The 25,357-nt window shown below is 68.0% G+C and carries 27 protein-coding genes and 1 tRNA gene; 18 read left to right on the top strand and 10 right to left on the bottom strand.

The genetic code is table 11. The features are described from left to right. The first annotated feature begins 140 nt into the window (after positions 1–140). The 9 genes from ACLBXX_RS10440 (at position 141) to ACLBXX_RS10400 (ending at position 13,079) form a co-directional block, all read left to right on the top strand. Positions 141–1,148 (top strand): substrate-binding domain-containing protein, encoded by a 1,008-nt coding sequence (locus ACLBXX_RS10440; protein ID WP_447657973.1) that lies wholly within the window; start codon positions 141–143, stop codon positions 1,146–1,148. A gap of 123 nt (positions 1,149–1,271) precedes the next feature. Next, positions 1,272–2,879, top strand: coding sequence for a sugar ABC transporter ATP-binding protein (locus tag ACLBXX_RS10435; RefSeq protein WP_447657972.1), 1,608 nt, complete (start codon positions 1,272–1,274; stop codon positions 2,877–2,879). Then, positions 2,876–3,958, top strand: coding sequence for an ABC transporter permease (locus tag ACLBXX_RS10430; RefSeq protein WP_447657971.1), 1,083 nt, complete (start codon positions 2,876–2,878; stop codon positions 3,956–3,958). The genes ACLBXX_RS10435 and ACLBXX_RS10430 overlap by 4 nt, the downstream gene beginning before the upstream one ends. Beyond that, complete coding sequence (locus ACLBXX_RS10425; protein ID WP_447657970.1) at positions 3,955–5,025, top strand: ABC transporter permease; 1,071 nt, start codon at positions 3,955–3,957, stop codon at positions 5,023–5,025. The genes ACLBXX_RS10430 and ACLBXX_RS10425 overlap by 4 nt, the downstream gene beginning before the upstream one ends. Further along, positions 5,025–5,744, top strand: a complete 720-nt coding sequence (locus ACLBXX_RS10420) for an L-ribulose-5-phosphate 4-epimerase (RefSeq protein ID WP_447657969.1) — start codon at positions 5,025–5,027, stop codon at positions 5,742–5,744. Before ACLBXX_RS10425 ends, ACLBXX_RS10420 begins: the two co-directional genes overlap by 1 nt. Next, positions 5,744–7,342: a xylulokinase gene (locus tag ACLBXX_RS10415; RefSeq protein ID WP_447657985.1), complete on the top strand. Its 1,599-nt coding sequence runs from the start codon at positions 5,744–5,746 to the stop codon at positions 7,340–7,342. The genes ACLBXX_RS10420 and ACLBXX_RS10415 overlap by 1 nt, the downstream gene beginning before the upstream one ends. 39 nt (positions 7,343–7,381) lie before the next feature. After that, positions 7,382–8,893 carry an L-arabinose isomerase gene (araA, locus tag ACLBXX_RS10410; protein WP_447657968.1) on the top strand — a complete coding sequence of 504 codons (1,512 nt, stop codon included), beginning with the start codon at positions 7,382–7,384 and terminating at the stop codon, positions 8,891–8,893. 134 nt (positions 8,894–9,027) lie between these two features. Beyond that, positions 9,028–12,006 carry an immunoglobulin-like domain-containing protein gene (locus tag ACLBXX_RS10405; RefSeq protein ID WP_447657967.1) on the top strand — a complete coding sequence of 993 codons (2,979 nt, stop codon included), beginning with the start codon at positions 9,028–9,030 and terminating at the stop codon, positions 12,004–12,006. Between the two features lie 128 nt (positions 12,007–12,134). Next, complete coding sequence (locus ACLBXX_RS10400) at positions 12,135–13,079, top strand: aldose 1-epimerase family protein (protein WP_447657966.1); 945 nt, start codon at positions 12,135–12,137, stop codon at positions 13,077–13,079. Between the two features lie 69 nt (positions 13,080–13,148). Here ACLBXX_RS10400 and ACLBXX_RS10395 read toward each other — a convergent pair whose 3' ends face one another. Both ACLBXX_RS10395 and ACLBXX_RS10390 read right to left on the bottom strand, forming a co-directional pair. Continuing rightward, the gene (locus ACLBXX_RS10395) at positions 13,149–13,346 is read right to left on the bottom strand and encodes a hypothetical protein (protein ID WP_447657965.1); all 198 of its coding nucleotides are present in this window, start codon (positions 13,344–13,346) and stop codon (positions 13,149–13,151) included. Between the two features lie 176 nt (positions 13,347–13,522). Further along, positions 13,523–14,371, bottom strand: a complete 849-nt coding sequence (locus ACLBXX_RS10390) for an SDR family NAD(P)-dependent oxidoreductase (RefSeq protein WP_447657964.1) — start codon at positions 14,369–14,371, stop codon at positions 13,523–13,525. Between the two features lie 101 nt (positions 14,372–14,472). Between ACLBXX_RS10390 and ACLBXX_RS10385 the strand changes: the two genes are divergently transcribed. The 3 genes from ACLBXX_RS10385 (at position 14,473) to ACLBXX_RS10375 (ending at position 15,773) form a co-directional block, all read left to right on the top strand. Further along, complete coding sequence (locus tag ACLBXX_RS10385; RefSeq protein WP_447657963.1) at positions 14,473–15,162, top strand: asparagine synthase; 690 nt, start codon at positions 14,473–14,475, stop codon at positions 15,160–15,162. 32 nt (positions 15,163–15,194) lie between these two features. Beyond that, positions 15,195–15,587: an MmcQ/YjbR family DNA-binding protein gene (locus tag ACLBXX_RS10380; protein ID WP_447657962.1), complete on the top strand. Its 393-nt coding sequence runs from the start codon at positions 15,195–15,197 to the stop codon at positions 15,585–15,587. Positions 15,588–15,700: 113 nt separating this feature from the next. Beyond that, positions 15,701–15,773, top strand: a tRNA-Arg gene (locus ACLBXX_RS10375). A 140-nt stretch (positions 15,774–15,913) separates the two neighbouring features. Here the strand turns inward: ACLBXX_RS10375 and ACLBXX_RS10370 are convergent. After that, positions 15,914–16,495 (bottom strand): GNAT family N-acetyltransferase, encoded by a 582-nt coding sequence (locus ACLBXX_RS10370; RefSeq protein ID WP_447657961.1) that lies wholly within the window; start codon positions 16,493–16,495, stop codon positions 15,914–15,916. 154 nt (positions 16,496–16,649) lie between these two features. Here ACLBXX_RS10370 and ACLBXX_RS10365 point away from each other — a divergent pair, with 154 nt between their 5' ends. Continuing rightward, positions 16,650–17,159 (top strand): GNAT family N-acetyltransferase, encoded by a 510-nt coding sequence (locus ACLBXX_RS10365; protein ID WP_447657960.1) that lies wholly within the window; start codon positions 16,650–16,652, stop codon positions 17,157–17,159. 280 nt (positions 17,160–17,439) lie between these two features. Next, a complete protein-coding gene (locus ACLBXX_RS10360; RefSeq protein ID WP_447657959.1) occupies positions 17,440–17,850 on the top strand; it encodes a DUF4259 domain-containing protein in 411 nt (136 codons plus the stop codon). Positions 17,851–18,109: 259 nt separating this feature from the next. On the opposite strand, the gene ACLBXX_RS10355 is transcribed toward ACLBXX_RS10360, so the two are convergent. Next, positions 18,110–18,613 (bottom strand): hypothetical protein, encoded by a 504-nt coding sequence (locus ACLBXX_RS10355; RefSeq protein ID WP_447657958.1) that lies wholly within the window; start codon positions 18,611–18,613, stop codon positions 18,110–18,112. 374 nt (positions 18,614–18,987) lie between these two features. Between ACLBXX_RS10355 and ACLBXX_RS10350 the strand changes: the two genes are divergently transcribed. After that, positions 18,988–19,452, top strand: a complete 465-nt coding sequence (locus ACLBXX_RS10350) for a 2'-5' RNA ligase family protein (protein ID WP_447657957.1) — start codon at positions 18,988–18,990, stop codon at positions 19,450–19,452. Between the two features lie 91 nt (positions 19,453–19,543). Here ACLBXX_RS10350 and ACLBXX_RS10345 read toward each other — a convergent pair whose 3' ends face one another. The 3 genes from ACLBXX_RS10345 to ACLBXX_RS10335 all read right to left on the bottom strand — a co-directional run bounded on the left by ACLBXX_RS10345 (position 19,544) and on the right by ACLBXX_RS10335 (position 22,303). After that, on the bottom strand, positions 19,544–20,128 hold the full coding sequence (locus ACLBXX_RS10345; protein ID WP_447657956.1) for a VOC family protein: 585 nt from the start codon (positions 20,126–20,128) through the stop codon (positions 19,544–19,546). A 117-nt stretch (positions 20,129–20,245) separates the two neighbouring features. After that, entirely contained in the window at positions 20,246–20,887 is a 642-nt protein-coding gene (locus tag ACLBXX_RS10340; RefSeq protein ID WP_387139857.1) for a nitroreductase family protein, read from the bottom strand. 363 nt (positions 20,888–21,250) lie between these two features. Continuing rightward, the gene (locus tag ACLBXX_RS10335; RefSeq protein WP_447657955.1) at positions 21,251–22,303 is read right to left on the bottom strand and encodes a hypothetical protein; all 1,053 of its coding nucleotides are present in this window, start codon (positions 22,301–22,303) and stop codon (positions 21,251–21,253) included. Between the two features lie 252 nt (positions 22,304–22,555). Between ACLBXX_RS10335 and ACLBXX_RS10330 the strand changes: the two genes are divergently transcribed. Both ACLBXX_RS10330 and ACLBXX_RS10325 read left to right on the top strand, forming a co-directional pair. Further along, positions 22,556–23,149 (top strand): hypothetical protein, encoded by a 594-nt coding sequence (locus ACLBXX_RS10330; RefSeq protein WP_447657954.1) that lies wholly within the window; start codon positions 22,556–22,558, stop codon positions 23,147–23,149. Continuing rightward, a complete protein-coding gene (locus tag ACLBXX_RS10325; RefSeq protein ID WP_447657953.1) occupies positions 23,146–23,655 on the top strand; it encodes an RNA polymerase sigma factor in 510 nt (169 codons plus the stop codon). The genes ACLBXX_RS10330 and ACLBXX_RS10325 overlap by 4 nt, the downstream gene beginning before the upstream one ends. A gap of 97 nt (positions 23,656–23,752) precedes the next feature. Here the strand turns inward: ACLBXX_RS10325 and ACLBXX_RS10320 are convergent, their stop codons facing one another. From ACLBXX_RS10320 to ACLBXX_RS10310, 3 genes are all read right to left on the bottom strand, one after another. Further along, the gene (locus tag ACLBXX_RS10320; protein ID WP_447657952.1) at positions 23,753–24,103 is read right to left on the bottom strand and encodes a metallopeptidase family protein; all 351 of its coding nucleotides are present in this window, start codon (positions 24,101–24,103) and stop codon (positions 23,753–23,755) included. Between the two features lie 65 nt (positions 24,104–24,168). Further along, the gene (locus tag ACLBXX_RS10315) at positions 24,169–24,504 is read right to left on the bottom strand and encodes a hypothetical protein (protein ID WP_447657951.1); all 336 of its coding nucleotides are present in this window, start codon (positions 24,502–24,504) and stop codon (positions 24,169–24,171) included. A gap of 49 nt (positions 24,505–24,553) precedes the next feature. Next, positions 24,554–24,817, bottom strand: a complete 264-nt coding sequence (locus tag ACLBXX_RS10310; protein ID WP_447657950.1) for a hypothetical protein — start codon at positions 24,815–24,817, stop codon at positions 24,554–24,556. Positions 24,818–24,943: 126 nt separating this feature from the next. Here ACLBXX_RS10310 and ACLBXX_RS10305 point away from each other — a divergent pair, with 126 nt between their 5' ends. Beyond that, on the top strand, positions 24,944–25,345 hold the full coding sequence (locus ACLBXX_RS10305; RefSeq protein WP_447657949.1) for a hypothetical protein: 402 nt from the start codon (positions 24,944–24,946) through the stop codon (positions 25,343–25,345). The last annotated feature ends 12 nt before the right edge of the window (positions 25,346–25,357 follow it).

Genomic DNA, 25,357 nt, shown 5'->3' with positions numbered 1-25,357 from the left:
AGTAACGAAATCCCGGATCGGAGTTGCGCGGAGGGATTGTTAGCGCGCACAATGGGGTCACACACCTAAGGGTGTCCCGCTCGGGACACATGGATTTCTCTCGGACGAAGAGCGTCGGGGAGTCTCAAGGAGGAGATGAGATGGCACACAAGAAGCGCATGCTGGGGATGCTTGGCTTCGTGGGCGCGGGCGTGCTCGCACTCGGTCTTGCCGGCTGCTCGGGCGCCGCAAGCGGCGACGCCGGCGACAGCGGCGACAGCGGCAGCGACCTCACCACCGTCGGCTTCGTCGCGGTCGGCCCCGAGGGCGGCTGGCGCGACGCCAACGAGCAGGCCATCAAGGACGCGTTCTCGGAGGAGGCCGGCTTCGACCTGAAGTACGCTCCCGCCGCGAGCCCGACCGACCAGAAGTCGCAGCTCGACGCGTTCTCGACGTTCGTGAACGACGAGGTCGACGTGATCCTGCTCACCGCGACCGAGGCATCGGGCTGGGAGGACTCGCTCGAGCTCGCGCAGGAGGCCGAGATCCCCGTCATCCTGCTCGACCGTGGTGTCGACGCCAGCGACGACCTGTACGTCACGCGCATCGCCCCCGACAACGTGGATGTCGCAGCGACCGTCGGCGACTGGGCCGTCGAGACCTTCCCGGAGGGCGCGAACTACTACACGCTCGAGGGCGTTCCCGGCCTCTCGGTCGTGAACGAGCGCAACGAGGGCTTCGAGGCAGCCATTTCGGGTGCTGACGGCTGGAACAAGATCGGCGCGCAGACGGCCAACTGGACCGCGGACGAGGGCAAGTCGGTCATCGAGACCGTCCTCAAGGAGAACCCCGACCTCCAGTTCATCTTCGCGCAGAATGACGAGATGGGCATCGGCGCGGCCGCTGCGGTGACCGCTGCCGGCCTGGTCCCGGGCACCGACGTCAAGATCGCCACCATCGACGGCACCACCCCGGCGCTCGAGGCCCTCGCTGCCGGCGACCTGAGCTTCGTCGCCCAGTACAACCCCTTCTTCGGCGACCTCGCCGTGGACGCGGTGAACGACGCCCTCGCGGGCAACGACGTCGAGAAGGTCATCATCGTCCCGGGCGAGACCTTCGACTCGGCCGAGGCCGGTCAGGCCGCGATCGACGCGGGCAAGGGCTTCTGATCCGACACTGCGTCGGCTAGGAGTAGAGCAGTGCGGGCGGGGGTCGCCGTTCTCGGCGGCCCCCGCTCGTCCTCGTCTGCCGTCCCGTACGTCTGCACTGCAGCAATAAGGAGTCACCCAGCGATGATTGAACCGATCGCGATCGTCGAGGTCCGCAACGCCTCGATCACCTTCCCCGGGGTCAAGGCGCTCGATGAGGTCAGCTTCCGGCTGCTTCCCGGCGAGGTCCACACCCTGATGGGTGAGAACGGCGCCGGCAAGTCCACTCTCATCAAGGCCCTGACCGGGGTCTACCAGATCGACTCCGGCGAGATCGTCGTGGCCGGCCAGGTGCGTCACTTCACGGGCACCGCTTCGGCACAGGCCGCGGGGATCTCCACGGTCTACCAGGAGGTCAACCTCTGCACGAACCTCAGCATCGGTGAGAACGTGATGCTCGGCCACGAGGTCCGCGGCCTGGCCGGCGTCAACTGGCGCAAGACCCACGCGCTCGCGCGCGAGGCCCTCGCGCGCATGGGCCTCGGCGACCTGGACCCGCGCGCCCCTCTCTCTTCTCTCTCCATCGCGATGCAGCAGCTGGTGGCCATCAGCCGCGCGATGGTCACCGACTCGAAGGTGCTCATCCTCGATGAGCCGACGTCGAGCCTCGACGCGAACGAGGTCGAGGTGCTGTTCGGCGTCATCCGGCGTCTGCGCGACCAGGGCGTCGCGATCCTCTTCGTCTCGCACTTCCTCGACCAGGTGTATGCGATCAGCGACCGCATCACGGTGCTGCGCAACGGCAAGTTCGTCGGTGAGTACCTCAAGCGTGACCTCGACCGTACGCAGCTCATCTCCAAGATGATCGGCAAGGACTTCGAGTCCCTGCGCGCGCTGGGCTCCAATCGTCAGACCGAGGCGCGCGACCGCACCCAGACCCCGCTGTTCGCGGCCGAAGGCCTCGGACGCAAGGGCGCGATCGAGCCCACTGACGTCGACATCCACGCCGGTGAGGTCGTCGGCTTCGCCGGGCTCCTCGGCGCCGGGCGTACGGAACTCGCCCGGCTCATCGCCGGTGCCGACAAGGCCGACTCGGGCACGGTGCGCATCCGCGGCAAGAAGGTCTCGCTGAACTCTCCCGTCGCCGGCCTGTCGCAGGGCATCGCCTACTCGACCGAGAGCCGTCGCGACGACGGCATCGTCGGCGACCTGAGCGTCCGCGAGAACATCATGCTCGCCGTGCAGGCGCGTCGCGGATGGTTCCGGCGCGTGCCCGCCCGCGAGGTCGATCAGCTGGTCACGACCTACATGGAGCGCTTCAGTGTGCGCCCGAACGACCCCGATCGACCCATCCGCCTCCTCTCCGGCGGCAACCAGCAGAAGGTGCTCCTCGGCCGCTGGCTCGCGACGAACCCCGACCTGCTGCTGCTGGACGAGCCGACCCGAGGCATCGACGTCGGCGCGAAGGCCGACATCCAGGAGACGGTGGCCGAACTCGCCGAGGGCGGGATGGGCGTGGTGTTCATCTCGTCCGAGCTGGAGGAGGTCGTCCGCCTCTCCGAGCGGATCGTCATCCTGAAGGACCACCAGAAGGTGGGCGAGGTCGTGAACGGTCCAGAAGTGACCGCAGAGAGCATCGTGTCGGTCATCGCGACCGAGACCGGGGACGAAGCCGAAGAACAGGCCGACGCCCTCGCCGAAGAAGTCGCCGCGAGCGACGACCGCACTGGACTGGAAGGGAGCGCGTCATGAGTCGCGTGAAGACCGCGTTCCGCACGCCCTGGTTCTGGGCGATCATCGGAATCGCACTGCTGCTGCTGATCAACTCGATCAAGAACCCCGCGTACCTCGCGATCAGCGTCAACCCGACGACCGGGCTGCTCACCGGCAACGTGCTCGACATCCTGCGCATCTCGGCGCCGATCATCATGATCGCGCTGGGCATGACGTTCGTCATCGCGACCGAAGGCATCGACCTCTCCGTCGGATCGATGATGGCCGTCGGCGGCGCCGTCGCCATGCAGACCCTGTCGACGCTGGACTCGAACTCGGTCGGCGCGATGTTCACGGCCATCGGCCTCGCGCTGCTGCTGGCGATCGTCCTCGGCGCGATCAACGGCATCCTGGTTGCCGTGGTGGGGCTCCAACCCTTCATCAGCACGTTGATCATGATGCTCGCCGCCCGCGGCATCGCTCGCGTGATCACGGACGGCCAGAACACGAACGCCACCAACGAGCCGTTCCGGCAGCTCGCGAACGGCCAGATCCTCGGACTGCCCACCAGCTTCGTGCTCGCCATCGCGATCGTGGTGCTGATCGCGCTGACCATGCGTCGCACCGCTCTGGGCCTCATGATCGAGTCCATCGGCATCAACCCGAAGGCGAGCCGCCTCGCCGGCATCCGTCCCCGTCCGATCCTGATCGGCGTCTACGTCCTGTCCGCCGCGCTCGCGGCGGTCGGAGGCCTCTTCAGCGTCTCCGAGGTGATGACGGTGAGCGTCGGAGGCACCGGAAACCTGATGGAGCTCGACGCGATCCTCGCGGTCGTGATCGGGGGCACCTCCCTCGCGGGAGGCAAGTTCTCGATCCTGGGCTCCACCATCGGCGCCCTCCTCATCGCGACCCTGAACAAGACCGTGCTGTTCCTCGGCATCCCCGCCGCGGCGACGCCGGCGTTCAAGGCGCTCGTCATCATCGCCCTGGTGCTGCTGCAATCGGAGCGGATCCGCTCGTTCGCGTTCTCACGCACGAAGTCCTCCGGCACCCCGACCGGGCCGGCGACGCCGGCCGCGACGGAGAGCACCCCCGTTTCGAAGGAGGTCGTGGCATGAGCACTTCACGCACGCTCGCTGAAACCGTCCCGCCCGTCGCCGATCTGCCCGAGAGCAAGAAGGCGGAGACCGTCACCCACCTGTCGCGGCTGTGGGAGCGCAGTCAGACGCTCATCCCCACGCTCACCGCGCTGGTGCTGCTGTTCGGCATGCTCATCTACGCGGAGATCGCATACGGCCGCGTGTTCCACGCCGGAACGATGTCGAGCCTGCTCGTCAGCTTCGCGCCCACCATCATCCTCGCGGTCGGCATGACCATCGTGATCGTCTCGGGAGGCATCGACCTGTCGGTCGGCGCCGTGGTCGCGTTCAGCTCGGTCGCCGGCGTGATGCTGATGAACATCGGGGTCAACGGCTGGCTGTCGATGCTGCTCATGATCGTGTTCGGCGCGGTCTTCGGGCTCATCGCCGGCGTCATGATCCAGTACTTCAACGTGCAGCCGTTCATCGCGACACTCGCGATGATGTTCCTCGCGCGCGGACTCGCGTCGATCCTCTCGACCACTCCGGTGATCGCCGCTGATGACTCGCCCATCCTGCTCCTCGCCACCGACTGGAAGCTCATCGACGGGCCGAAGGTCAACGACTTCACGATCACGCCGGGTCTGCTCATCGCGGTCCTGGTGGTGCTCGGGGGGCTGTTCTTCATGCATCGCACGCGCATGGGCCGCACCGTCTACGCGATCGGCGGAAACGAGTCCTCCGCCCAGCTGATGGGCCTTCCCGTCTCGCGGACCCGCGTCTGGATCTACATCGTCTCGGGTGCCCTGTCGGGTCTCGCGGCGATCGTGTACACGGCCGAGGTCGGCGGCAAGGCGCAGAACGTCACGGGTATCGGCTGGGAGCTCGACGCCATCGCGGCGGTCGTCATCGGCGGCACCCTGCTGACGGGCGGCTACGGCTACATCCTCGGGTCGATCGTCGGCGTGTTCGTGATCGCGGCGCTGCGCCTCATCATCACGAAGGACGGCACCATCAACCCCGAGTACCTGACGATCATCACCGGCGCCGTGCTGCTCGCCTTCGTGCTGCTGCAGCGGGTGCTGACGCGAAGGAGGTCGAGCTGATGTCGAGCGAGAACCTGCAGGCGTCGATCGACGCGGTCCGCGCCGATGTCGCGAAGCTGCATGCCGAGCTGGTGCGCTACAACCTGATCGTCTGGACCGGCGGGAACGTGTCGGGCCGTGTGCCGGGCGCCGACCTGTTCGTGATCAAGCCGTCGGGCGTGAGCTACGACGACCTGACAGCCGAGAACATGATCCTCTGCGACCTGGACGGCAACGTCATCCCCGGCACCCCGGGCAGCGACCGCAGCCCGTCGAGCGACACGGCGGCACACGCGTACGTGTACCGCAACATGCCCGAGGTCGGGGGAGTCGTGCACACCCACTCCACGTTCGCGGTGGCGTGGGCGGCGCGCGGTGAGGAGATCCCGTGCGTGATCACGGCGATGGCCGACGAGTTCGGCGGTCCGATCCCGATCGGCCCGTTCGCGATCATCGGCGACGACTCGATCGGGCGCGGCATCGTGGAGACGCTGACCGGGCACCGCTCGCGTGCGGTGCTGATGCAGAACCACGGTCCGTTCACGATCGGCACGTCGGCCAAGGACGCGGTCAAGGCCGCGGTGATGGTCGAGGACGTCGCGCGTACGGTGCACTACGCCCGTGAGGCCGGTCCGCTGATCCCGATTCCGCAGGAGGCGATCGACCGCCTGTACGACCGCTATCAGAACGTCTACGGCCAGTCGACGGACGAGCGTCGCGACGCGGAGGGCGAGCGATGATGACGGATGCTGCGGCTCAGGCGATCCGCGAGGGTCGCACCGCGCTCGGGGTCGAGTTCGGCTCGACGCGCATCAAGGCCTGTCTGATCGATCTCGACGACCCCACCCGCGTGCTGGCGACCGGATCGCACGCGTGGGAGAACCAGCTGCAGGACCGCAACTGGACGTACGCCCTCGACTCTGTCTGGTCGGGGTTGCAGGCCGCCTATACGGCGCTGGTCGACGAGGTGCGCGGCACCTACGGCGTCGTTCCCGAGGTCTTCGGTGCGATCGGCGTCTCGGCGATGATGCACGGCTATCTCGCGTTCGACGCCGAGGGTGAGCTGCTCACGCCGTTCCGCACGTGGCGCAACACCTCCACCGAGCGCGCCGCGGCGGTGCTGTCGGAGCTGTTCGGCACCAACATCCCGTTGCGGTGGTCGATCGCGCACCTCTACCAGGCCGTCCTGAACGAAGAGGACCATGTCGCCGACATCCGGTTCCTCAACACCCTCGCCGGCTACGTCCACTGGAAGCTCACCGGCCGGGCGGTGCTGGGCGTCGGCGACGCGTCGGGCATGTTCCCGATCGACGCGGCGACCCGAGGGTACGACGCGGGCATGCTGCAGAAGTTCGACCGGCTCGTCGCGGAGCGCGCCCCGGACCTCGATGTCTCCGCGCTCCTGCCCGAGGTCCTCGTCGCGGGCGCACCGGCGGGCGCGCTGACCGCAGAGGGTGCGCGGCTGCTGGATCCGTCCGGCGCCCTGCGCCCCGGCATCCCGTTCTGTCCTCCCGAGGGGGATGCGGGAACCGGCATGGTCGCGACGAACTCGGTCGCGCCGCGCACCGGCAATGTGAGCGCGGGAACGAGCATCTTCGCGATGGTGGTGCTCGAGAGCCCGCTGCGGGAGGCGCACGAGGAACTCGACCTCGTGACGACGCCCGCCGGCGACCCGGTCGCGATGGTCCACTGCAACAACGGCGCGAGCGAGCTCGCAGCCTGGGTCGGACTGTTCGAGCAGTTCGCCTCCATCGCCGGGGGTGGCCTGAACGCGGACGAGGTGTTCGAGGCGCTCTTCCGCGAGGCGCTCGACGGCGACCCCGACGCCGGGGGCCTGCTGGCCTACAACCACCTGTCGGGTGAGCCGATCGCCGGCCTCCCCGAGGGCCGCCCGCTGTTCGTCCGCACGCCCGAGAGCCGCTTCACCCTCGCGAACTTCATGCGCGCGCAGCTGTACGGCGTGTTCGGCACGCTCGCGCTGGGCATGCGCGTGCTCGAAGCGGAGGGAGTCGCCCTGGACCGCATGTACGCCCATGGCGGCGTCTTCCGCACGGCGGGCGTCGCCCAGCGATTCCTCGCCGGCGCGCTCGGCGCGCCGGTCGCGGTGGCCGACACCGCTTCCGAGGGCGGTGCCTGGGGCATCGCCGTCCTCGCCGCGTTCGCCGTCGACACGGTAGACGCGGACCTCGACGTGTTCCTCACGGACCGCGTCTTCGCGCACACCGGGTTCGATTCCCTCGAGCCCGATGCGGAGGATGTGCCCGGCTTCGCCGCGTACCTCGCCCGCTACCGCGCAGGCCTGTCGATCGAGCGCGCCGCGATCGCGGCGAAGCTGTGACACCGGCTCCCTCACCCCGCTAGATCTGAAGGAAAGACCATGACCCGCACGCCCTTGTCCACGTCCCTCGACTCGTATGAGGTGTGGTTCGTCACCGGCAGCCAGAACCTGTACGGCGAGGAGACGCTCCGCCAGGTCGCTGAGCAGTCCCAGGCCGTCGTGGACGGCCTGTCCGGGCTGCCGGTGAAGGTGGTGTGGAAGCCGGTCCTGAAGGACTCGGACTCGATCCGCCGTCTGGCGCTGGAGGTGAACACGCGCGACGACGTGATCGGCGTGATCGCGTGGATGCACACCTTCAGCCCGGCGAAGATGTGGATCTCGGGTCTGGACGCGCTGCAGAAGCCGCTGCTGCACCTGCACACTCAGGCGAACGTGGAACTGCCGTGGGCCGACATCGACTTCGACTTCATGAACCTGAACCAGGCCGCGCACGGCGACCGCGAGTTCGGGTACATCCAGACCCGTCTGGGTGTGGCGCGCAAGACCGTGGTCGGTCATGTGTCGACCCCGGCCGTGCTGCAGCAGGTGGAGGACTGGCAGCGCGCCGCCGCCGGCTGGGCCGCGGTCCGCACCCTGAAGCTCGCGCGGTTCGGTGACAACATGCGCTTCGTCGCGGTCACCGAGGGCGACAAGACCGAGGCAGAGCTGCGGTTCGGGGTGCAGGTCAACACGTGGGGCGTGAACGAGCTCGCCGAAGCGGTGGATGCCCAGGCCGACGCCGACATCGACGCCCTGGTGCAGGTCTACCTCGACTCGTACGACGTCGCCGACGAGCTCAAGCCGGGCGCCGAGCGCCACCAGTCGCTGCGCGACGGCGCCGCGATCGAGCTCGGCCTGCGCTCGTTCCTGGAGGAGGGCGGCTTCGGCGCCTTCACGACCTCGTTCGAGGACCTCGGCACGCTGAAGCAGCTGCCGGGCCTGGCCGTGCAGCGTCTGATGGCCGAGGGCTACGGGTTCGGTGGCGAGGGCGACTGGAAGACCGCGATCCTGATCCGCGTCGCCAACGTGATGGGCGCGGGCCTTCCCGGCGGCGCGTCGCTGATGGAGGACTACACGTACGACCTGGTCGCGGGGGATGAGAAGATCCTCGGCGCCCACATGCTCGAGGTGTCGCCGTCGCTGACCACGGCCAAGCCCCGCCTGGAGATCCACGCGCTGGGCATCGGCGGCAAGGAGGACCCGGTGCGTCTGGTCTTCACCGCCGACCCCGGCCCTGCCGTGGTGGTCGCGATGAGCGACATGCGCGACCGGTTCCGCCTCGTCGCGAACGTCGTCGAGAACGTCGACGCCCCCGACCTGCCGAAGCTCCCCGTGGGCCGTGCGATCTGGAAGCCCGCGCCCGACTTCGCCACCAGCGCCGCCTGCTGGCTCGAGGCCGGTGCCGCGCACCACACCGTGATGTCGACCGCCGTCGGCATCGAGGTGTTCCGCGACTTCGCCGAGATCGCCCGCACCGAACTCGTCGTCATCGACGAGGACACCACCGTGCGCAGCTTCCGCCGCGAACTGCGTTGGAACCAGGCCTACTACCGCCTCGCCCAGGGCCTCTGAGTCACTCGCCGCGGGGCGTCCGGATCCGGTCCGGCCGCCCCGCGGCATCCCGTTCCACCACCACAACCGAACACCGCACCCGCACAGACGCGCACCGTCCGGCGTCGTCGCCACCCGAACGAACAGGAAGCTCGATGAAGAGACAGCGCTCCACCCTCCCTCGGAATGGAACACGGCGACCCACCGCACGGCGCGCGATCGCGGCATCCGTGGCCGGTGCGCTCGCCGTGACCACGATCGGCCTGTCGGCTCCGCTCGCGGCCTACGCCGCAGACGTGCCGGCGCCCTCCGCCCACTACGACATGACGCACGCGGGCACGAGCCTCATCGACGTGTCGGGCAACGGTCGCAACGCGACGCTGACCAACCTCACCGACGCGTCGTTCGTCGACGCCGGGGGCGACGACGTGCTGCGCTTCAAGGCCGACGGCTACGCGTCGCTGCCGAAGGGCCTCGTGACCGGCACCGACAACAACTTCACCGTCGAGTACACGGTCTCGACCCAGACGTCGGCGAACCACTTCGGCTGGGTCATCGGCGACGGCATCGGACCGTGGAACACGACCCAGCTCGGCAACCACGTCTTCCTCAGCCCCCGCTCGTCGCAGGGCGGTTACACCAACCAGGTCCTCTCGGCCATCCGCGTGAAGTCGGGCACCGACAACGGCGAGAGCCGGCTTCCGGCGGGCGGCGGCCTCAACCCGGGCTTCACCACGCTCACGATGGTGGGCTCGGGCAGCACCCTGACGCTGTACCGCGATGGTGCGGTCATCTCGACGCTCACCCACACCCGGGCGATGAGCTCGATCATCCCGAGCGGCGACGTTCTGGGCTACCTCGGCCGGTCGCTGTACCAGGGCGACCCGCTGCTTCGCGCCGATGTCTCCGACGTCAAGTTCTGGGATGTGGCGCTCACCGCCGAGGAGGTGTCGTCGAGCATGCCGACTGCTGCCGAGAAGACCGCTGCGACCTCCGCCCTGCTGCGCGGAGACGTGCTCGCGACGATGCTCGGGGCGAACGCATCGCTCGACAGCGTCTCGAGCAACCTGATTCTGCCGGCGACGGTCAACGGCGTCGCGCTCACGTGGGCGTCGTCGGCGCCGTCGGTCGTCTCGACGGCCGGAGTCGTCTCGCGCTCGATCACCGAGAACACCCCCGTCACCCTCACCGCGACCACGGCGCTGGGCACGCTCACGTTCGACGTCACCGTGCTGGCGCCGTCGGTGGCGGCCGACCTCGACGCGATCTCGCTCGCGACGCGCACCACCGAGAACCTGCCGCTGGCGACGAAGGGCGCCGTCAACGCGTCCGCGATCACCTGGACGTCGTCGGACGAAGAGCTCGTGACCGAGACGGATGCCTCGTACGCGGCGCCCGCCGTCGGTGCGGCGGACCCGTACGCCGGCGGCGGCATCGTGACGCGCCCCGCCTACGGCGAGGGCGACCGCGAGGTCACGCTCACCGCGCACGCCACGCTCAACGGTCAGACGGCCGAGCGCACGTTCGAGGTCACGGTGGCGGAGAAAGGCCGCTGGGCTCCCGACGCCGGCTACGCGGCGGCGTACTTCAAGTCCGACGGCGACGAGAAGATCTACCAGGCGGCGACGTCGGGTAACGACTTCTTCACGTTCTCGCCGGTCAACGGCGGCAACGCCGTGATCACGTCGACCGCCGACACCAAGGGTCTGCGCGACCCGTACATCCTGCGCTCGAAGGACGGCGACAAGTACTACATGGTCGCCACCGACCTCTGCATCAGCTGCGGCACGGGCTGGGGCCCGGCGCAGTCGGCCGGAAGCCTCAAGATCGAGGTGTGGGAGTCGACCGACCTGGTGGACTGGAAGCGCACCAACGGCGACAACACGGGCATCACCATCAACCAGCCCGAGGCCGGCATGACGTGGGCGCCCGAGGCGTACTGGGACGACGACCTGCAGTCGTACGTCGTGTTCTTCGCCTCGCGCCTCTACTCGGACGCGACCCACACGAACTCCGACAAGCTGTACGCCCGCATGTTCTACGTGCTGACGCGCGACTTCAAGACGTACACGTACCCGCCGGCGAGCTGGCAGGACACCGGGTACGCGCGCATCGACTCGACGGTCACCAAGATCGGGGACTACTACTACCGCTTCACCAAGAACGAGGAGAGCGGCGCCGCCGGCACCCTCGAGGCGGGCAAGGACATCTTCCTCGAGCGTTCGAAGGTGCTCACCGCGCCCACGACGCAGTCCAGCTGGACGGCGAACCCCGAATCCACGTGGCAGCTCACCGACACCCGCATGACGAGCCTCGAGACCGGGCAGTCCGGTGAAGGCCCCGAGATCATCAAGCTGAACGAGGGCGACCCGAACAACGCCGGCGACGGCTATGTGTTCCTCGTCGACAACTACAGCGCGGGCGGCTACCGGGCGTTCCTGACCACGGGTGCGGCGATCGCGTCGAGCCAGCAGTCCGACCGCCTGTCGCAGCGCGCCGCGTGGAACGTCCGCCCGGTCGGCGGGCTGCCGGCGAGCCCCCGCCACGGTGCGTTCGTGAGCGTCACGCAGTCGGTGCTCACCGCGATGCACCAGTGGACGGATGTCGCAGCCGTGGCCTCGACGACGACCCTCGCAGCGTCCGGCAGCACGCTGACCGCCGAGGTCGAGGCGGCGGACGGCGGCGACGTCGTCGGCACCGTGACCTTCTCGGGCGGCTCGTGGAGCAAGACGGTCGACCTGGAGGACGCCTCGGCGTCCGTCACGGCCCCCGCGGGAGTCGGCAGTGTCACGGCGCACTATGACGGCTACCCCGACGGGCTCGTGGCGACGTCGTCCTCCTCGGCGGTGTCGATCGCCCTCGACATCACCGCCACCAGCACCACGCGCTGCGTGGCCGGCAAGGTGACCGAGGTCGTGACGGTCACGAACCGTGACGATGTCGCCGCCACGATCGTGATCGGGGGTGCCTACGGCTCGAAGACGGTCACCGTCGCCGCGGGCAAGAGCACCTCTGCCACCTTCACCACGCGCCTGGCCTCGATCGCCGCCGACACGGTGTCGATCAGCGCCCAGTCCGCGGACGGCCGGAGCCACGCGTCCACCGTGACGGTGGCCGCAGCCGGCTGCAACTAGCGCACACGTGAGGGGTCCGCATCTTCTGATGCGGGCCCCTCACCGCGCGTGGTGCTCGGGCCGATTGGCCCGCCACGGGCCGCGCGAACTACTGTGACAACGTCCCGCATCTGAAGAGGATCGAAACCATGGCACGTCCCCCCGCATCCGGAACCCAGCACGCACTCCGCGCCGGCGACTACGAAGCCGTCGTGGCGAGCGTCGGCGCGACGCTCCGCTCGCTCACGTATCGCGGCCGCGACCTCGTCGTGCCGTTCGAAGCCGACGAGGTGCGTCCCGCGCACCGCGGCGCGACCCTCGCCCCCTGGCCGAACCGCGTGGTCGACGGCCGCTACTCGTTCGGCGGCCGCGACTTCCAGCTGCCGCTCACCGAGCCCGCGCGCTCGCACGCGCTGCACGGCCTCGCCACGTGGCTCGACTTCGAGGCGATCGACAAGGGCCCCGACCACGTGACCCTGGCGGCCGTCATCCAGCCGCAGACGTTCTTCCCGTGGCGTCTCGTCATCACCACGACCTTCGCGCTCGGGCCTGACGGCCTCACGCAGTCGGTGACGGCGCACAACGAGAGCGACGAGCCCGCTCCGTGGGGCACCGGCCCGCACCCCTACCTCGTCGCCGGTGACGGCCGCGTCGACGGCTGGACGCTCGAGCTCCCCGCCGCCCAGGTGTTGGCGGTCACGCCCGACCGCCTCATCCCGACCGACCTCGTCGCCGTCGACGCCGAGGACCCGCAGCGCTTCGACTTCCGCTCCGCCCGCGTGATCGGCGCGGCAGAGATCGACCACGCGTACTCGGGTCTCATCCGCGAGGCCGACGGCACCGCCACGGTGCGCGTGACGGATGCAGCGGGGTCGGGTGTCGAGATGTCGTGGGATGCCGCGTGCCCGTGGGTGCAGATCCACACCGCCGACAAGCCCGACGCCGTGCAGAGCCGCCTCGGCCTCGCCGTCGAGCCCATGACGTGCGCGCCCGACGCGTTCAACGCCGGGTCGTACGACTACGACGCCGGGCTCATCGTCATCGAGCCCGAGGCATCCGTCACCGCTTCGTGGCGCATCGCCGCGATCGACTGAGTCTTCCGCACGCGACACAGCGAAAGCGGAGCCGGCCCCCCGGTCGGCTCCGCTTTCATCGTCTGCGGATCAGCTGTCCCGCAGGTCTTCCTTGATCTCGTTGCGCGTTTTCACCGAGTCGCGCTCCGCTTCGGCCTTCTTGACTTCGGCATCAGCCTTCATCTCGTCGACCTTGTCCCCGACTCGATCGGTGGTGTCTTCCCACGCGTCCTGGATCTTCTCGCCGACGGCCTTGGCCGTCTCCTTCGCGTCTTCCATGAATCCCATCGATCTCTCCTCTCATGAGGGATGAGACCGACGCTACGCGCGAGGCACGGGGCGAGGCAGGGGGTTGATTCGGCGCGTGGCGCTTGATACACGGACCGACGGATGCTGCCGCTCGGGGCTTCGTCGCGCGCTCGCGGCACGGCCGCCGCGGAGGACTCTGCGCGGGCGAGGCGGCGTCAGCGGACCGGCGTCGTGGTGTCGATCGCGTCGCGGAGCGGGCGGCGCATCGGCGCCCAGTAGTGCTTGGGCGTGACGCGGGCCAGCACGTCGACGAGGCGCGCCTCGCGGCCGATCATCGTACGCGGACGCCGGCGGACGGTCGCCTCGACGATGCGCGCCGCCGCGTCGGCGGGCTCGGTGTGGTACATCGCGGCCTGCGCGGCTGCGGCGCGCTGGGCGACCGCGGGGTCGATCGCCGCGGCGTACCGGCCGTGCAGGATGATGCCCGTCTTCACGCCCGCGGGGTAGACCGCGCCCACCGTGATCGTGGAGCGTTCGAGCTCGTGACGCAGCGACTCGGTGAACCCGCGCACCGCGAACTTGCTCATCGCGTACGGGATGCGTCCCGCAGGCGCCGCGAGGCCGTAGATCGACACCAGGTGCGTGATGTGCGCCGCCGGCTCACGCCGCAGCGCCGGCAGCAGCGCCTGCGTGACGTTGACGGTGCCCCACAGGTTCACGTCCATGAGCCAGCGCATCTCGGCCATGGTCACCTGGTCGATGTCGCCGAGCATCGACGAACCGGCGCACGTCACGAGCGCCTGGATGCGCGAATGGGATGCCTCGACCTCCGTCACGACCGCGGCAACCGCGTCGTCGTCGGTGAGGTCGATCACGTGCGTCGTGTGCCCGGTGCCGTCGAGGCTCGCGGCCACCGCGGCGAGGCCCTCGGGGTTGCGGTCGAGCAGGGCGATGCGCGCTCCTCGCGCGGCCAGTTGCCGTGCGACGTCGGCGCCCATTCCCGCGGCGCCGCCGGTGATGACGGTGGTGCGCCCGCGCACGTCCAGGGGTGGCTGCTTCGCCATGTGATGCCTCTCGGTCCGGTCGTCGCCGTCGACGAGCCGCGCATACGATTCTCGCTGACTCGGGAGTGCCCGACGGACGCTAGCCTTTGAGGGGAGGTTCGATGGGCAAGACCGCAGAGGCGATCGCCGAAGGGGTGTCCATCGCGTCCGCCGCAGCGCGCCTGGCGATCCGCAACCGCATCCTCGTCGAGACGATCGCGCACGACGAGGCGTTCGACGTGGTGGCCTTCACGCCGTTCGCACGTGAGACCCTTCTCGGCCTCGCCGACGAGCAGGAGCAGGCTGCCGCGCTCGTGAAGCGTCAGCGGAAGAAGGCGTGGGGCAAGTTCACCGATCCCGACGGCACGCACGACTACCGCGACCGCGACACCCGCAACCTCCGGCGGCGCGGCCGGCAGTACGCCGGCGTCGCGACGGCACTCCGGCGCATGGCCGACGACCCTCACGTGGTCCGGACCTTCATCGAGCAGTCGCGCGACGCCGCGTGGGGCGACGTCGAGGCCAACCTCCAGCGCCGCCTGCGGGTCGAGAGCATGCGCCCAGAGCTCGACCCCGACTACGACCGCATGCGCGCCGCCCGCATGCAGTCGATCCGCCTCGTCGACCTCCCGCGCCTCGCGGCCCACAAGCGTCATCACGACGATCCGGAGACGGTCCCCACGCCTCCTCCAGACGCCGCTGGCGCGTCGCCCGGAGCCTCCGGGCGCGTGGGCCCAGCTGCGCCCCCGGCCGAGCCCGCGGCACACTCGCCGCGCATCTCGGGCATCGACGTCAGCGAGCTCGATTCCTGACGCGTGTCCGTGCTCCGGCGTACCCTCGAGCCGTGGCCGACGCAGCCCCACCGCATCCGATGCGCTTTCCTCTGGATCATCCGCTGACCGAGCGGGTGCGCGGCATCTGCCTGCCCTACCCTGAGGCGGCGGAGGTGCCGGCGCACGGCCGCTCGACCTTCCGCGCGGGCAAGCGCCAGTTCGCGATCGTCGGCGCCGCCCACGACGACGCCGGAGCGGTCGAGTTCATCCCCGACGACCTGGAGCGCCCGGTGCTTCTCAAGCGCGACGACGTCTTCGTGCCGCCCTACGAGGGCGCGTACGGCTGGCTCGCGATCCGCGTCGAAGCGGATGCCGGCGACTGGGAGCTCCTCGCCGAGCTCATCGACACCTCCTACCGACAGGTCGCGCTGCAACGACAGCTGCGCGCTCTCGACGGCGGGTAGGGGAGCGCTGATGCGCGCGGACACGCCCGGGAAACCAGCATCCGACCGCCGATTCGCGCGGCGCGCATCCGTCAGGTATTCTTGACGACGTTGTGCGCGAGAGCGAGCAACATGCGCCCGTAGCTCAATGGATAGAGCATCTGACTACGGATCAGAAGGTTAGGGGTTCGAGTCCCTTCGGGCGCGCACTGTGTTGAGACAGTAAGCATTGAAAACCCGCGGAATTCCGCGGGTTTTCGTGTTTTCTGGGTGGGGTTGAGCCCCTTCTCATCAGCAAGCCGTCGGTGGATCACTGCCATGAACCGGCGGCATGAAGTGACCAACGGTCAGCTCGGCCGGTCGCCCGGTGCGAGCTCCCGTCGCATGACCCAGCGCTGTGCGCCACCGGAGTGGGCGTCCGTCGCCTGTATCCGGACGAAGCCGTGGGCCTCGAACAGGTGAACTGTTCCGACGTAGCCGCTGATCTGATCGACCCGTTCGCCGGTATCGATCGGATACCCCTCGACGATCGTCGCGCCGCCCGTCCGCGCATGTTCTATCGCACCGGCCAGCAGGTCGTGCATGAGCCCGCGCTTGCGAAACCCGCCCCGGACAACGAAACAGACGATGGACCAGGGCTCGCGTTCCTCATCCAAGTGCGGGATCGTGCGCGAGTTCATGAGCCGCCGGTACGTGGATTTCGGAGCCACCGAACACCAGCCCGCGACCTGATCGTCGATGTAGACAAGGACTCCTGGGCCCGGACTCGTCGAGCACTCGGCCCGCATGTACTCGATTCGCTCCGGCATCCCCAGCCGCGAGTCCCGGTACGACATGCACACGCATCCGCCGGCGCCCGGCTTGCGCGGGACCATGAAGGTGGCGAAGTCGTCCCATCTGCCAGTGGCGGGGAGCACCTGAACGGACATGTACAAACGCTAACGGGCGCGTAGCCGCGCGGACAGCGGCGGATGATCGGGCGACGCCGGACGCCCATGCGATCATGCGAGGAAACTCCGACCGCGACAGTCGCGCGGGTGTGCCCGATGGCGCGGTGCTGGACGCTTTCGTTATGGTCGACGGATGCTCCCGTCGGATACTCCGCGCCTGCGCTTTCGCCAGATGGCTCCGGTCGATCTGCCCGCGATGGCCGGCCTTCTCGGGGATCCCGAGGTCATGCGGTTCTATCCCGCCCCTAAGACTCGGGAACAGACGGCATCGTGGATCGATTGGAACCTGAGGAATTACGCCGAGTACGGGCACGGGCTGTGGATCATCGAAACCACTGCCGGGGAGTTCGTCGGGGAGTGTGGGCTCACCTGGCAGGACGTCAACGGAACCCTGCGCCTCGAGATCGGCTACCACGTCCTGCCCGGCTGGCAAGGGCTGGGGCTCGCCACGGAGGCGGCCACCGCGTGCCGCGACTTCGCAAGAGACCGACTCGGAGCCGAGGAAGTCATCGCGATAGTCCACCCCGAGAATCACGCGTCGATGCGGGTGGCGGAGAAGATCGGGATGCGCCGGGAAGACGAGGATCGAGGAAACAACGGGACGGTCCGCCGGGTTCTGAGCATGCCGTTGTTGCTCGCCTGATGACCCGGCTGCCGTTCGAGTCCGTCGGGGCCGCGTTCGGCCAGCGCGCTCGAGGCACCACCATTCGGTCATGTCTCGGCCGTGCCCGCTGATGATTGCGAGCACGGAGGCCGCGATGGGGAGCGCGAAAGCGAGCAGCCAGACCTTCCATTCGGAAACCTCAACGATCAACCCTGAGATGTGGGGCGCGAAGCGACCCGCATGCTGGCGTGAGATAACCCGTGACGGTGTTGTCCACAGGTGTCATCAGTGGTCTGGCGCCCGGCGCTAATGTTCCCTCGTGGGAGCATGGAGTGCAGAGCCGTTCGGCAACGACACCGCCGCGGACTGGGCCTGGGAACTAGACGAGGCCGAGAGTTGGGACCTGGTCCTTGACGCGCTGACTGAGGTCCTCGAAGAGGAGCCCGCAACCATCGATGCGGACGTCGCGAGTGTCGCCGTCGCGGCGGCTGAGGTTGTCGCGCACGCCAACGGGAGACCAACTCAGTCGGACGTCTACACCGAGAGCGTCGCCGCGTTCGTGAAGCGGCTTCCGAATACGCCACTTGGGATCGGGTCGGTCGCGCTCAGCGCGCTCGAGCTGGCGACGTCGCCGGAAGGTGAACTCGCAGAACTGTGGAGTGACAGCGGATCGGACGAGTTTGTCATGGCGATCGCCCGTCTCCGCGAGAGTATCTCCGTCGTCGAGTAACACGCTCAGCGGTCGTCGCCAGCGGCTTCGTCGAGGGGTCCGCTGACAACTTCGTCGCCCTGCGCCGCGGGCCGGTGGCGCGCAGCAGGTGACCCAGGTCCGTCCAAGGGGACCCGTAGTGCCGCATCCCCTCCCCGAGGAGCGGTTCGGCGTTGACGTCGTTGAAGTGATGCCATCGCCAGCAACCAACGACACCCCAGGCGGCGAGCCGCTCACCGCCATCCAAGCTCGGTTGCCGACCGGCATTCGGACCAAAGTGTCAACCCAGTGATACGGCGACGAAAAGGGAGGTTGCCGCCATGACGAGTGCCACGGCACCGAGGACGACGATCATCCAACGGCGAAGATGGGCGCCGTCTTTTTCGAACTTTCCCTGGAGGCGTTCGAAGATCCACCCTGACCAGATGATGAGACAGAGCCCGAATAGCGCCTGCGCGATACCGATGGCGTAGACCGGCCAGACGATCCACCGCGAGGCTTCCGGTGTGATTTCGTCGACGCCCCGCTCGAGAGCCGTCCGCGTGACAGCAGTGCCCACCACGATCAGGATGGCGAGGCCGGCGATGCCGGTGAAGCGCATCGTTCCAGGCGTGGAGTTGGATGCGGCTTGTTCCCGCATTGACCGTGGCGCGGCGACAGGAAGATTACGGATCCCCGCTGCATTCAGCCTGGCCAGCGCGCCAGGCCAGAGAATGGCGACAATCATCACCGGGAGCATGATGGCCAGTACCACCAGGGCCATAACCAGTGCGGCAAGCGGCATGCTCGTCCACCCTCCAGTAATTCAGCGAGAGTCTATTTGCCCCGATGCTTTGGCGCCGACGAGACTCGGCAGGCCGATCGGGTCCGGATCGGGCTCCGACGAACAGCGCCTCCTGTGGTGTCACAGCGAGTGCGTTCAGCGCGTAGTCGAACATGGCGGCGCTCGGTTTCTGGGCGCCGATCTCAAATGGCGGAGAGTCGGCCGCGATCGCGTCCGCGACCCCGCCCCGTCGCGCGTTCGACGCACGTAGGCAGGACCACAGCGCGCCGATGGGTACCTGGGTCGCGACCCCAGTATCGATGCGTACCTCGCTGATCTAGTGCCGACCGACCGGCATGGGGCAGGCGCCCGGCTCGATCGATGAGACTGGGGCGGTGGTGCTCTATGTAGTCGTCGCCCTGGTAGCCCCGCTTGCCGTCGGGGTGACATTCAGTAGGCGCGAGTGGCCGCTGCACGTGACCCTCGCGCCCAACTTCGTCCTCGATGGATCTCGAGACGAGGTCGTGCGTGTCATCGCGGACGCCTGCGTCGATCAAGCGCCGCTACCGGTCCGCTTCTCGGCCGATGAGATGTTTGGGCGTGAGCGGAACATCCCGGTCCGGATCATCGAGTCAGCCGAGATCGATGACCTGCATCAGCGCCTCGCGAATGCCTTGCAGAATCAGCCTGGCTTCGCCGCGGCCGAGCCTGCGTATTGGCGGGCCGGCTACCGTCCACACATGACCCGGCGTTCAGGGACAGCCGTAGGCGACCCAGACCCTGCGGAATTGCGCTACCTGGCGATCGCCGAGATGACCGGGAGCGCGGCGAACGTGATTGCCGCGCTCACGCTGCCTTAGACGGCGGAGCGACGCTCGGCGATGCGATTGCGGGCTTATGTCAGCGGTGACCAACGGCGCAAAGGGCGCATACGACCCCGCCGGGAGGAGGTCAGTGGGTCCCGCGTGGATCGCGCAAACTTGCCATCGCATCGATGAGCGAGGCGTGGATGTAGTCGAGTTCGGGTGTGGCGAAGTTCTCCCACGACTCGCCGGCTTCGTCGGCATTCCATCCGTCGGTGGCAGTCGGCGAGTCGTCGGAGGAGGGTGCCGCATCCCCTCCCTGCTCCGCGGGAGTGTGCTGGTAGACCCACCACAGGTGGCCGAAAGGGTCGGCGAAACGTGAGAACACATCGCCCCAGAATTCGGTGGGCTCTGTGACGATTCGCGCACCCTGTGCGACGGCGCGCTCGAGGGTGGCCGCGGCATCGACGACATATACGCGCGTGAACGCGGGCGTGTAAGGCCAAGCCGGCTTGCGGTCGGCGATGGTCAGGAGGGAGTCGCCGATGTGGATCTCGGAGTGGAGGACGAGCCCGTCGGCGTCAGCCGTGCGGGCGTCGAGGTTCTCGAAGGCATCGAACACGGCGCCGACGAAGGCGATGAGACCGAGAGCATCATCAGTCATGATGAACGAGTTCACGGTGTTCGAGCCGGCAGGGGCTGGCGGAATGGGACGGGACGGCAGCGTGGACATGGGAACCTCCTTCGTTCGTCTGCTCAACGTTGCCAGACAATCAGGACAGCGTCGGTCCTCGGTTCCCACCAGGAGGACCGGCATCGGTCACCGCGTTCGGGGATGACGTCCTGAGCCTCACCAGCCGTTGATGTGGAGGACGTCGTCGAGCGGCGCGCGATGCGCGGGTCGGAAGTCGGTTCCCACGGTGTACGCGACGGGAAGCAGCACGCCTTGGCGCACGGTCGACGGGATGCCGAGCAACTCTGCGATCTCGCGCTCGTACGCGAGGTGCAAAGTCGTCCAGGCGCTGCCGAGGCCGCGAGCCCGCAGCGCGAGCTGCAGACTCCAAGCGGCAGGGAGGAGCGACCCCCACAGACCGGCCTGGCTTCCGGGCTCGAATTCCTCGGCCCCCGTGAAGATGGCACCGATCACGAGGACCGGGACTTCCCCCATGTGCTCAGCCAGGTAGTCGGCGCTCGATGACACCCGCTGCTGAACCGCCTGGCGCGTCGGGTCGGCGTACGTCCGAGAACCGGATGCGCGATACCGGGCGAACGAGCGCGCGTACAGTCTGGCGATAGCCTGGCGCTTCTCCACGTCGGTGACGATGATCCAGTGCCATGTCTGGGCGTTGCTTCCTGTCGGCGCCTGCAGCGCCACCTCGATTGCTTCCCTCACGATCTCGACAGGGACGGGACGTTGAAGGTCGAGCCGTCGCCGCACGGATCGGGTCGTGGTCAGTAGCTCGTCGGGGCTCAACGGAAGTCGGTCGCTCATAGCCCGACGGTATCTGCCGTCGGAAACTCCTCGACCCTCTGCTCTGCCTCGAGATGTCATCTGGCGTCGCAGAGAGGGACCCGGCTTCGATCCGTACGCCGAAGCGTCGCGTTTCCGATGGGCCCGCGGCTTGTGGCGCTGACTCGCAGATCCGCACACACAAAGAGGAAGCCCCGACCGTTACCACACGGCCGGGGCGAGACGAATGAGAAGTTCGCCTATCACCATCACCGTACCTTGCGCACCTGGGAGGTCGCTCGGCGCCGGACCGGCCTGGTGGGAACCGTGATCGAACTCAGTCGGCGTGCGCTCGACGACTCGTCTGAGTGCGCCCGATGGGCGTGCCGAGGGTGGTGAACGTCGCTACGCCGCGGTCGCCAGATCTTGGCGCAGTTGCGCTGCGGCAGCCGTCCCCGGCTCCGGAAGCGTGGTGATGCGCTCGTTCCATCGCTGTCGCGTCTGCATGGCCCAGAAGACGGCGAACAGGGTCAGCCCCATCGCCTCGCCGAACAACACCTCCGGGAAGCCAGGGATCGCGTCTTCGATGCCGAACTGCGCCACAACGGCCAGCCCGACAAGGAAGAGGATGTCGGCGGCCATCGCTATCGCCAGGATCTTGTACCAGAGCTTCTGGGTGTCAGTCGCCGGGGTGCGGTCTTCCGGGTCGTTGTCGCGGATGCCGCGGATCCAGACCACCGTGGCGAACGCGGCGAAGAACAGGAACGTGGCGATGTAGTGGATGCTGAAACTCCACGGGCCGATTCGGAAGTACGGGAACGCGCCGTTCGCCACGAAGGTGAAGAGGAAGAGGGCGACGGCGGTGACGGCGGCGGTCACAGGGACAAGGAGTGCGAACCGCTTCCGCTTCTCCTTGCGCTGCACGATCAGCATCACCACGACGACCACCACGAGGGTGAGGATGTAGGTGAGGACCGCGTTCTGCACCTCGGGAAATGCGGCCTTCGGCAGGCAGCTCTGCTCCTCGCCCTCGCACGTGAACGTGGTCAGACCCTGCTCAGTGGCCTTCACGTCAGTGGGCACGATCGCGATGAGCGGTCCGAAGATCGCAGCGAAATCGAGCAGCGTCGAGGGGCTGGGGAGTGTGAGGGTCCGCCTTCCCAGCGGGATCTTCGCCGCACCTCCTCGGCCGTTGAGGGCGAGCATCGCGAGGGATGCCGCGATCAGGACGCCGACGAACACGTTCCGTGCCGGGGTCCAGTAGTAGTAGCTGATCGACCCCTTCACGTAGCCGCCGGCCACCGAGGCGATGATCACGCCGATGAAGAGGGCTGCGACGGCGAAGACGAACGATAGTCGCAGATAGCGGTGGGTCTTCAGGGCCGCCGTGATGAAGTCCGGCTGCTCATCCTGGGCTTGCTGTTGGTGGGCGATCTTTCCATTCGTCGTGTCGGTCATCACTGCTCCAAATGCAGAGAAAATGACTCGCCGCGACGCGTTGTGAGCCTGATTGCCGCTGTCGCGACTTGCGCTCGCCCCCAGCGGAGCGCCTGCGCGTCATGGTACCGCTCCCGGTATGGCGACGGCAGGCCCAGCAAACTGTGATTCCTCCCTTCGAGGAGTTGGGGCTGGAGTGCTGGATCCTGGTGTGGACGAACCAGCGTGTGCCGGACAGGTACGGAGTAGAACCACTTCCCATCTGGAGGCGCCATGACCCCCGATCCCCTGGACGCTCTGTTCGAGCGCTCCGCGCCAACCGTCCGCTCGGCTGATCCCGTCGACCTGCAGGCGATGATCGCCTCCGCTGCGCAGGAGGCGAAACCCCCGCGGCGCCGGCTCATCGGCATCGCCGCGGCGATCCTCTCGCTCGTGCTCGTGGGCGGCGCGGCGATCGCGACCGCGTCCTCGCCGTGGCTGTGGGGCGCGGGGATGGAGCCGAACCGCAGCTACACGTACACCTCGCCGACCTGGGGCCAGTGCGAACTGCGGCAGGGCAACTTCGTCGCCTCAAACCCCTTCCGACAATTCGAGCTCGATCGGGTCATCGACGAATGGTTCGCGAAGGCCGACCTGTCGGCAGAGGTCGAGCCGCTGATGGGGAAGTACCTCGACGTGATCGAAGACGCGCAGGCGAAGGAACCGGAACCCATCACAGATCCGCGCCTGCCCGATCTCAACTACTGGAGTGCCGTCGACCTGGCCGTGAGCGAGGCGCTCTACGTGGAGCTGGGCACGCGCGGGTTCGGCCAAGGAAGCGTCACGAACAGCAGCAGCCAGGTGCACTGCGAGGGCGAGCAGTGGTGACGCGTGCCCTCGAGACCGCCTTGGCCGCGGCATCCCCGTTCCTCCTGGCCTATCTGCAGCGGCGCGTCGGCTTCGATGACGCTCCCGACCTGCTCGGCGAAACGATGGTCGTCGCGTGGCGCAGGGCGGAGGATCTGCCGGACGATCCCGAGCGTGCGCGTATGTGGCTGTTCGGCATCGCACGCACGACGCTCCTCAACCACGCGCGCGGTCAGCGTCGTCGATGGGCTCTCGCTGACCGCATTCGGGCGTCGGAAGGAACGGACGGCGTGTCGCCTGCCGCGGACGAGGGCGCCGAGGTGCGCGATGCGATCGCGCGGCTCGACCCCGACCGTGCGGAACTCGTGCGGTTGGTGCACTGGGAGCGGCTCAGTCTCGCGGAGGCTGCGGACCTGCTCGGCATCCGGTCGTCCACTGCGCGCAGCCGCTATGCGAAAGCGAAGGAGGAGTTGCGTGCGGCGCTCGGCGTGGAAGCGGCCGCGCCGGTCGGGGGAACAACCGCGTAGGCCGATGTGGTCACGTTCGGCAGCGATAGGTGTCGAGCCACGGCGATGTCCCTCAGCTGCAGACCGGAGCGCGCCAGACGGCGAGCGCGTCCGCGTTCTAGGCCCACCCGAGTTCGCGCAGGCGTGCGTCATCCAGCCCGAAGTAGTGTCCGATCTCGTGCACGAGGGTGATCCGAACACGCGCCCGAAGGGCATCGAGATCCGGGCTGTGCTCCTGCATGTTGTTCTTGAACAGGGTGATCCGGTCGGGGAGCTCCCCGTAGCCGTACACGCCACGTGTCTTCAGCGGGCGCCCGCTGTAGAGCCCGAACAGCCGCGGCCGCTCGCCCGCGGGCTGGTTCGCGATGAGGATCGCCACGTTCTCGAGACCTCTCACCATGTCTTCGGGCAGAGCGTCGTACTCTCCGGCGACCATCGCCTGGAAGTCCGCGTCGGAGATCTCGACCATGGGACCTATTGTGCGCGGCTTGCCGCAGGTGCACGCGCGAGGCCCCGTCTAAGCACCCGCCGGGCTCACGATCTGGTGTCCTGCCAGTCGCCGAACTCCCGCTTCACGTCGGCGAAGTCCTGGACCTCTTCCTCGAGGCGACGGGCGAGCCACTCTCCGTCGCGCAACCACTTCTGCAGGTTCGCGTCGCTGTCCCACCCGTCGAACGGGTCGGCGTGCTCCTCGAAGAAGGCCTGCCATCCGGCGAGGTCCTGACCGAGCTCGTGACTGAGTCCATAGGTCTCGGGCGTGGTGGCGTAGCCCACGTCCCACGTCGGTGTCGAGTTCTCCCAGAGCGGGTAGTCGCGCGAATAGTCCGGGAACAGGCGGATTTGGCGGCGCGGGGGCGGGATCTGTTCCATGCGCAGCACTGTACCCAGCGGCCGAAGTCCGACCGGTGTCCCGAGCGACTTACCGTGGGGAGCCCCGGTTCCAGCCCGGCTTCAGGATCAGCCGATCGTCGAGCTCGTGCCGGCGGCACTGTTCGGCGAATGCTTTCGCCGCTTCCAGATCGCCGCTGAGGGTCGAGTACTCCGCATCACTGATCGCGTAATACTCCTCATAGTCGACGGTGCTGCTTGATACCGGGATCGACAGGTACGCGGAGAGCGATCCCGTGTCGCGTCCGAGCGAGTACCTGTTGTCCTTGTCGAAGAACGAGTCGACGAACCTCACCGCTCGAAGATAGCCGCGCTTCCCACGGATTGCGGCGGCGTGCTCGCTCGCAGAGCGACCGCGCAACGGGCCTGGGACTCTGCGGTCCGCCTCGCCGGTGCCGATGAGCCGCTGTATGGTGCGGAGATGCGATCGCGAGCAACGGCGGTGCTGGCCCTTTTCTCCACCTTGGTTCTCGCGGGTTGCTCGCCTACGACGCTTCCCGAGTTCGAATCGGTGCAGACAGATCGCGATGTCCTGGTCGGCGCTGCCTCGCAGGATGTCGACGCCGATAGCACCCGCTTCGTCGGCGAGGTCGAGGGCGCGGATATCTACCTTGCTCGCGGCACTGACGACACCCTGTGCCTGATCCACATCCGCGATGGAGAGTGGGAGCACACGGGATGTGGGGCGGGCTTGGGTATCGGAAGCACACTTGAGACAGGCACTCGCATCGAAGCAGGGACGTTCACGTTCCCCGACGAGGAGGTGGCGGGCGGGAAGCGCACACGGCTCAGCGACAGTGTGACGGTGATCTCTTACCGCTGACGACCACGCCAT

The organism is Microbacterium sp. C23T, assembly GCF_053345975.1.
This window is presented reverse-complemented; position numbering and strand designations above follow the sequence as displayed.

Excerpts from the sequence above, each read along its gene's own strand:
- ACLBXX_RS10345 (WP_447657956.1), bottom strand. The coding sequence starts at position 20,128 with ATGTCCACGCTGCCGTCCCGTCCCATTCCGCCAGCCCCTGCCGGCTCG.
- ACLBXX_RS10335 (WP_447657955.1), bottom strand. The coding sequence starts at position 22,303 with ATGACCGACACGACGAATGGAAAGATCGCCCACCAACAGCAAGCCCAG.
- ACLBXX_RS10420 (WP_447657969.1), top strand. The coding sequence starts at position 5,025 with ATGTCGAGCGAGAACCTGCAGGCGTCGATCGACGCGGTCCGCGCCGAT.
- ACLBXX_RS10320 (WP_447657952.1), bottom strand. The coding sequence starts at position 24,103 with ATGGTCGAGATCTCCGACGCGGACTTCCAGGCGATGGTCGCCGGAGAG.
- ACLBXX_RS10405 (WP_447657967.1), top strand. The coding sequence starts at position 9,028 with ATGAAGAGACAGCGCTCCACCCTCCCTCGGAATGGAACACGGCGACCC.
- ACLBXX_RS10400 (WP_447657966.1), top strand. The coding sequence starts at position 12,135 with ATGGCACGTCCCCCCGCATCCGGAACCCAGCACGCACTCCGCGCCGGC.
- ACLBXX_RS10395 (WP_447657965.1), bottom strand. The coding sequence starts at position 13,346 with ATGGGATTCATGGAAGACGCGAAGGAGACGGCCAAGGCCGTCGGCGAG.
- ACLBXX_RS10305 (WP_447657949.1), top strand. The coding sequence starts at position 24,944 with ATGCGATCGCGAGCAACGGCGGTGCTGGCCCTTTTCTCCACCTTGGTT.
- ACLBXX_RS10430 (WP_447657971.1), top strand. The coding sequence starts at position 2,876 with ATGAGTCGCGTGAAGACCGCGTTCCGCACGCCCTGGTTCTGGGCGATC.
- ACLBXX_RS10365 (WP_447657960.1), top strand. The coding sequence starts at position 16,650 with ATGCTCCCGTCGGATACTCCGCGCCTGCGCTTTCGCCAGATGGCTCCG.
- ACLBXX_RS10340 (WP_387139857.1), bottom strand. The coding sequence starts at position 20,887 with ATGAGCGACCGACTTCCGTTGAGCCCCGACGAGCTACTGACCACGACC.
- ACLBXX_RS10390 (WP_447657964.1), bottom strand. The coding sequence starts at position 14,371 with ATGGCGAAGCAGCCACCCCTGGACGTGCGCGGGCGCACCACCGTCATC.
- ACLBXX_RS10385 (WP_447657963.1), top strand. The coding sequence starts at position 14,473 with ATGGGCAAGACCGCAGAGGCGATCGCCGAAGGGGTGTCCATCGCGTCC.
- ACLBXX_RS10425 (WP_447657970.1), top strand. The coding sequence starts at position 3,955 with ATGAGCACTTCACGCACGCTCGCTGAAACCGTCCCGCCCGTCGCCGAT.
- ACLBXX_RS10355 (WP_447657958.1), bottom strand. The coding sequence starts at position 18,613 with ATGCCGCTTGCCGCACTGGTTATGGCCCTGGTGGTACTGGCCATCATG.
- ACLBXX_RS10440 (WP_447657973.1), top strand. The coding sequence starts at position 141 with ATGGCACACAAGAAGCGCATGCTGGGGATGCTTGGCTTCGTGGGCGCG.
- ACLBXX_RS10315 (WP_447657951.1), bottom strand. The coding sequence starts at position 24,504 with ATGGAACAGATCCCGCCCCCGCGCCGCCAAATCCGCCTGTTCCCGGAC.
- ACLBXX_RS10435 (WP_447657972.1), top strand. The coding sequence starts at position 1,272 with ATGATTGAACCGATCGCGATCGTCGAGGTCCGCAACGCCTCGATCACC.
- ACLBXX_RS10415 (WP_447657985.1), top strand. The coding sequence starts at position 5,744 with ATGACGGATGCTGCGGCTCAGGCGATCCGCGAGGGTCGCACCGCGCTC.
- ACLBXX_RS10330 (WP_447657954.1), top strand. The coding sequence starts at position 22,556 with ATGACCCCCGATCCCCTGGACGCTCTGTTCGAGCGCTCCGCGCCAACC.
- araA (WP_447657968.1), top strand. The coding sequence starts at position 7,382 with ATGACCCGCACGCCCTTGTCCACGTCCCTCGACTCGTATGAGGTGTGG.
- ACLBXX_RS10370 (WP_447657961.1), bottom strand. The coding sequence starts at position 16,495 with ATGTCCGTTCAGGTGCTCCCCGCCACTGGCAGATGGGACGACTTCGCC.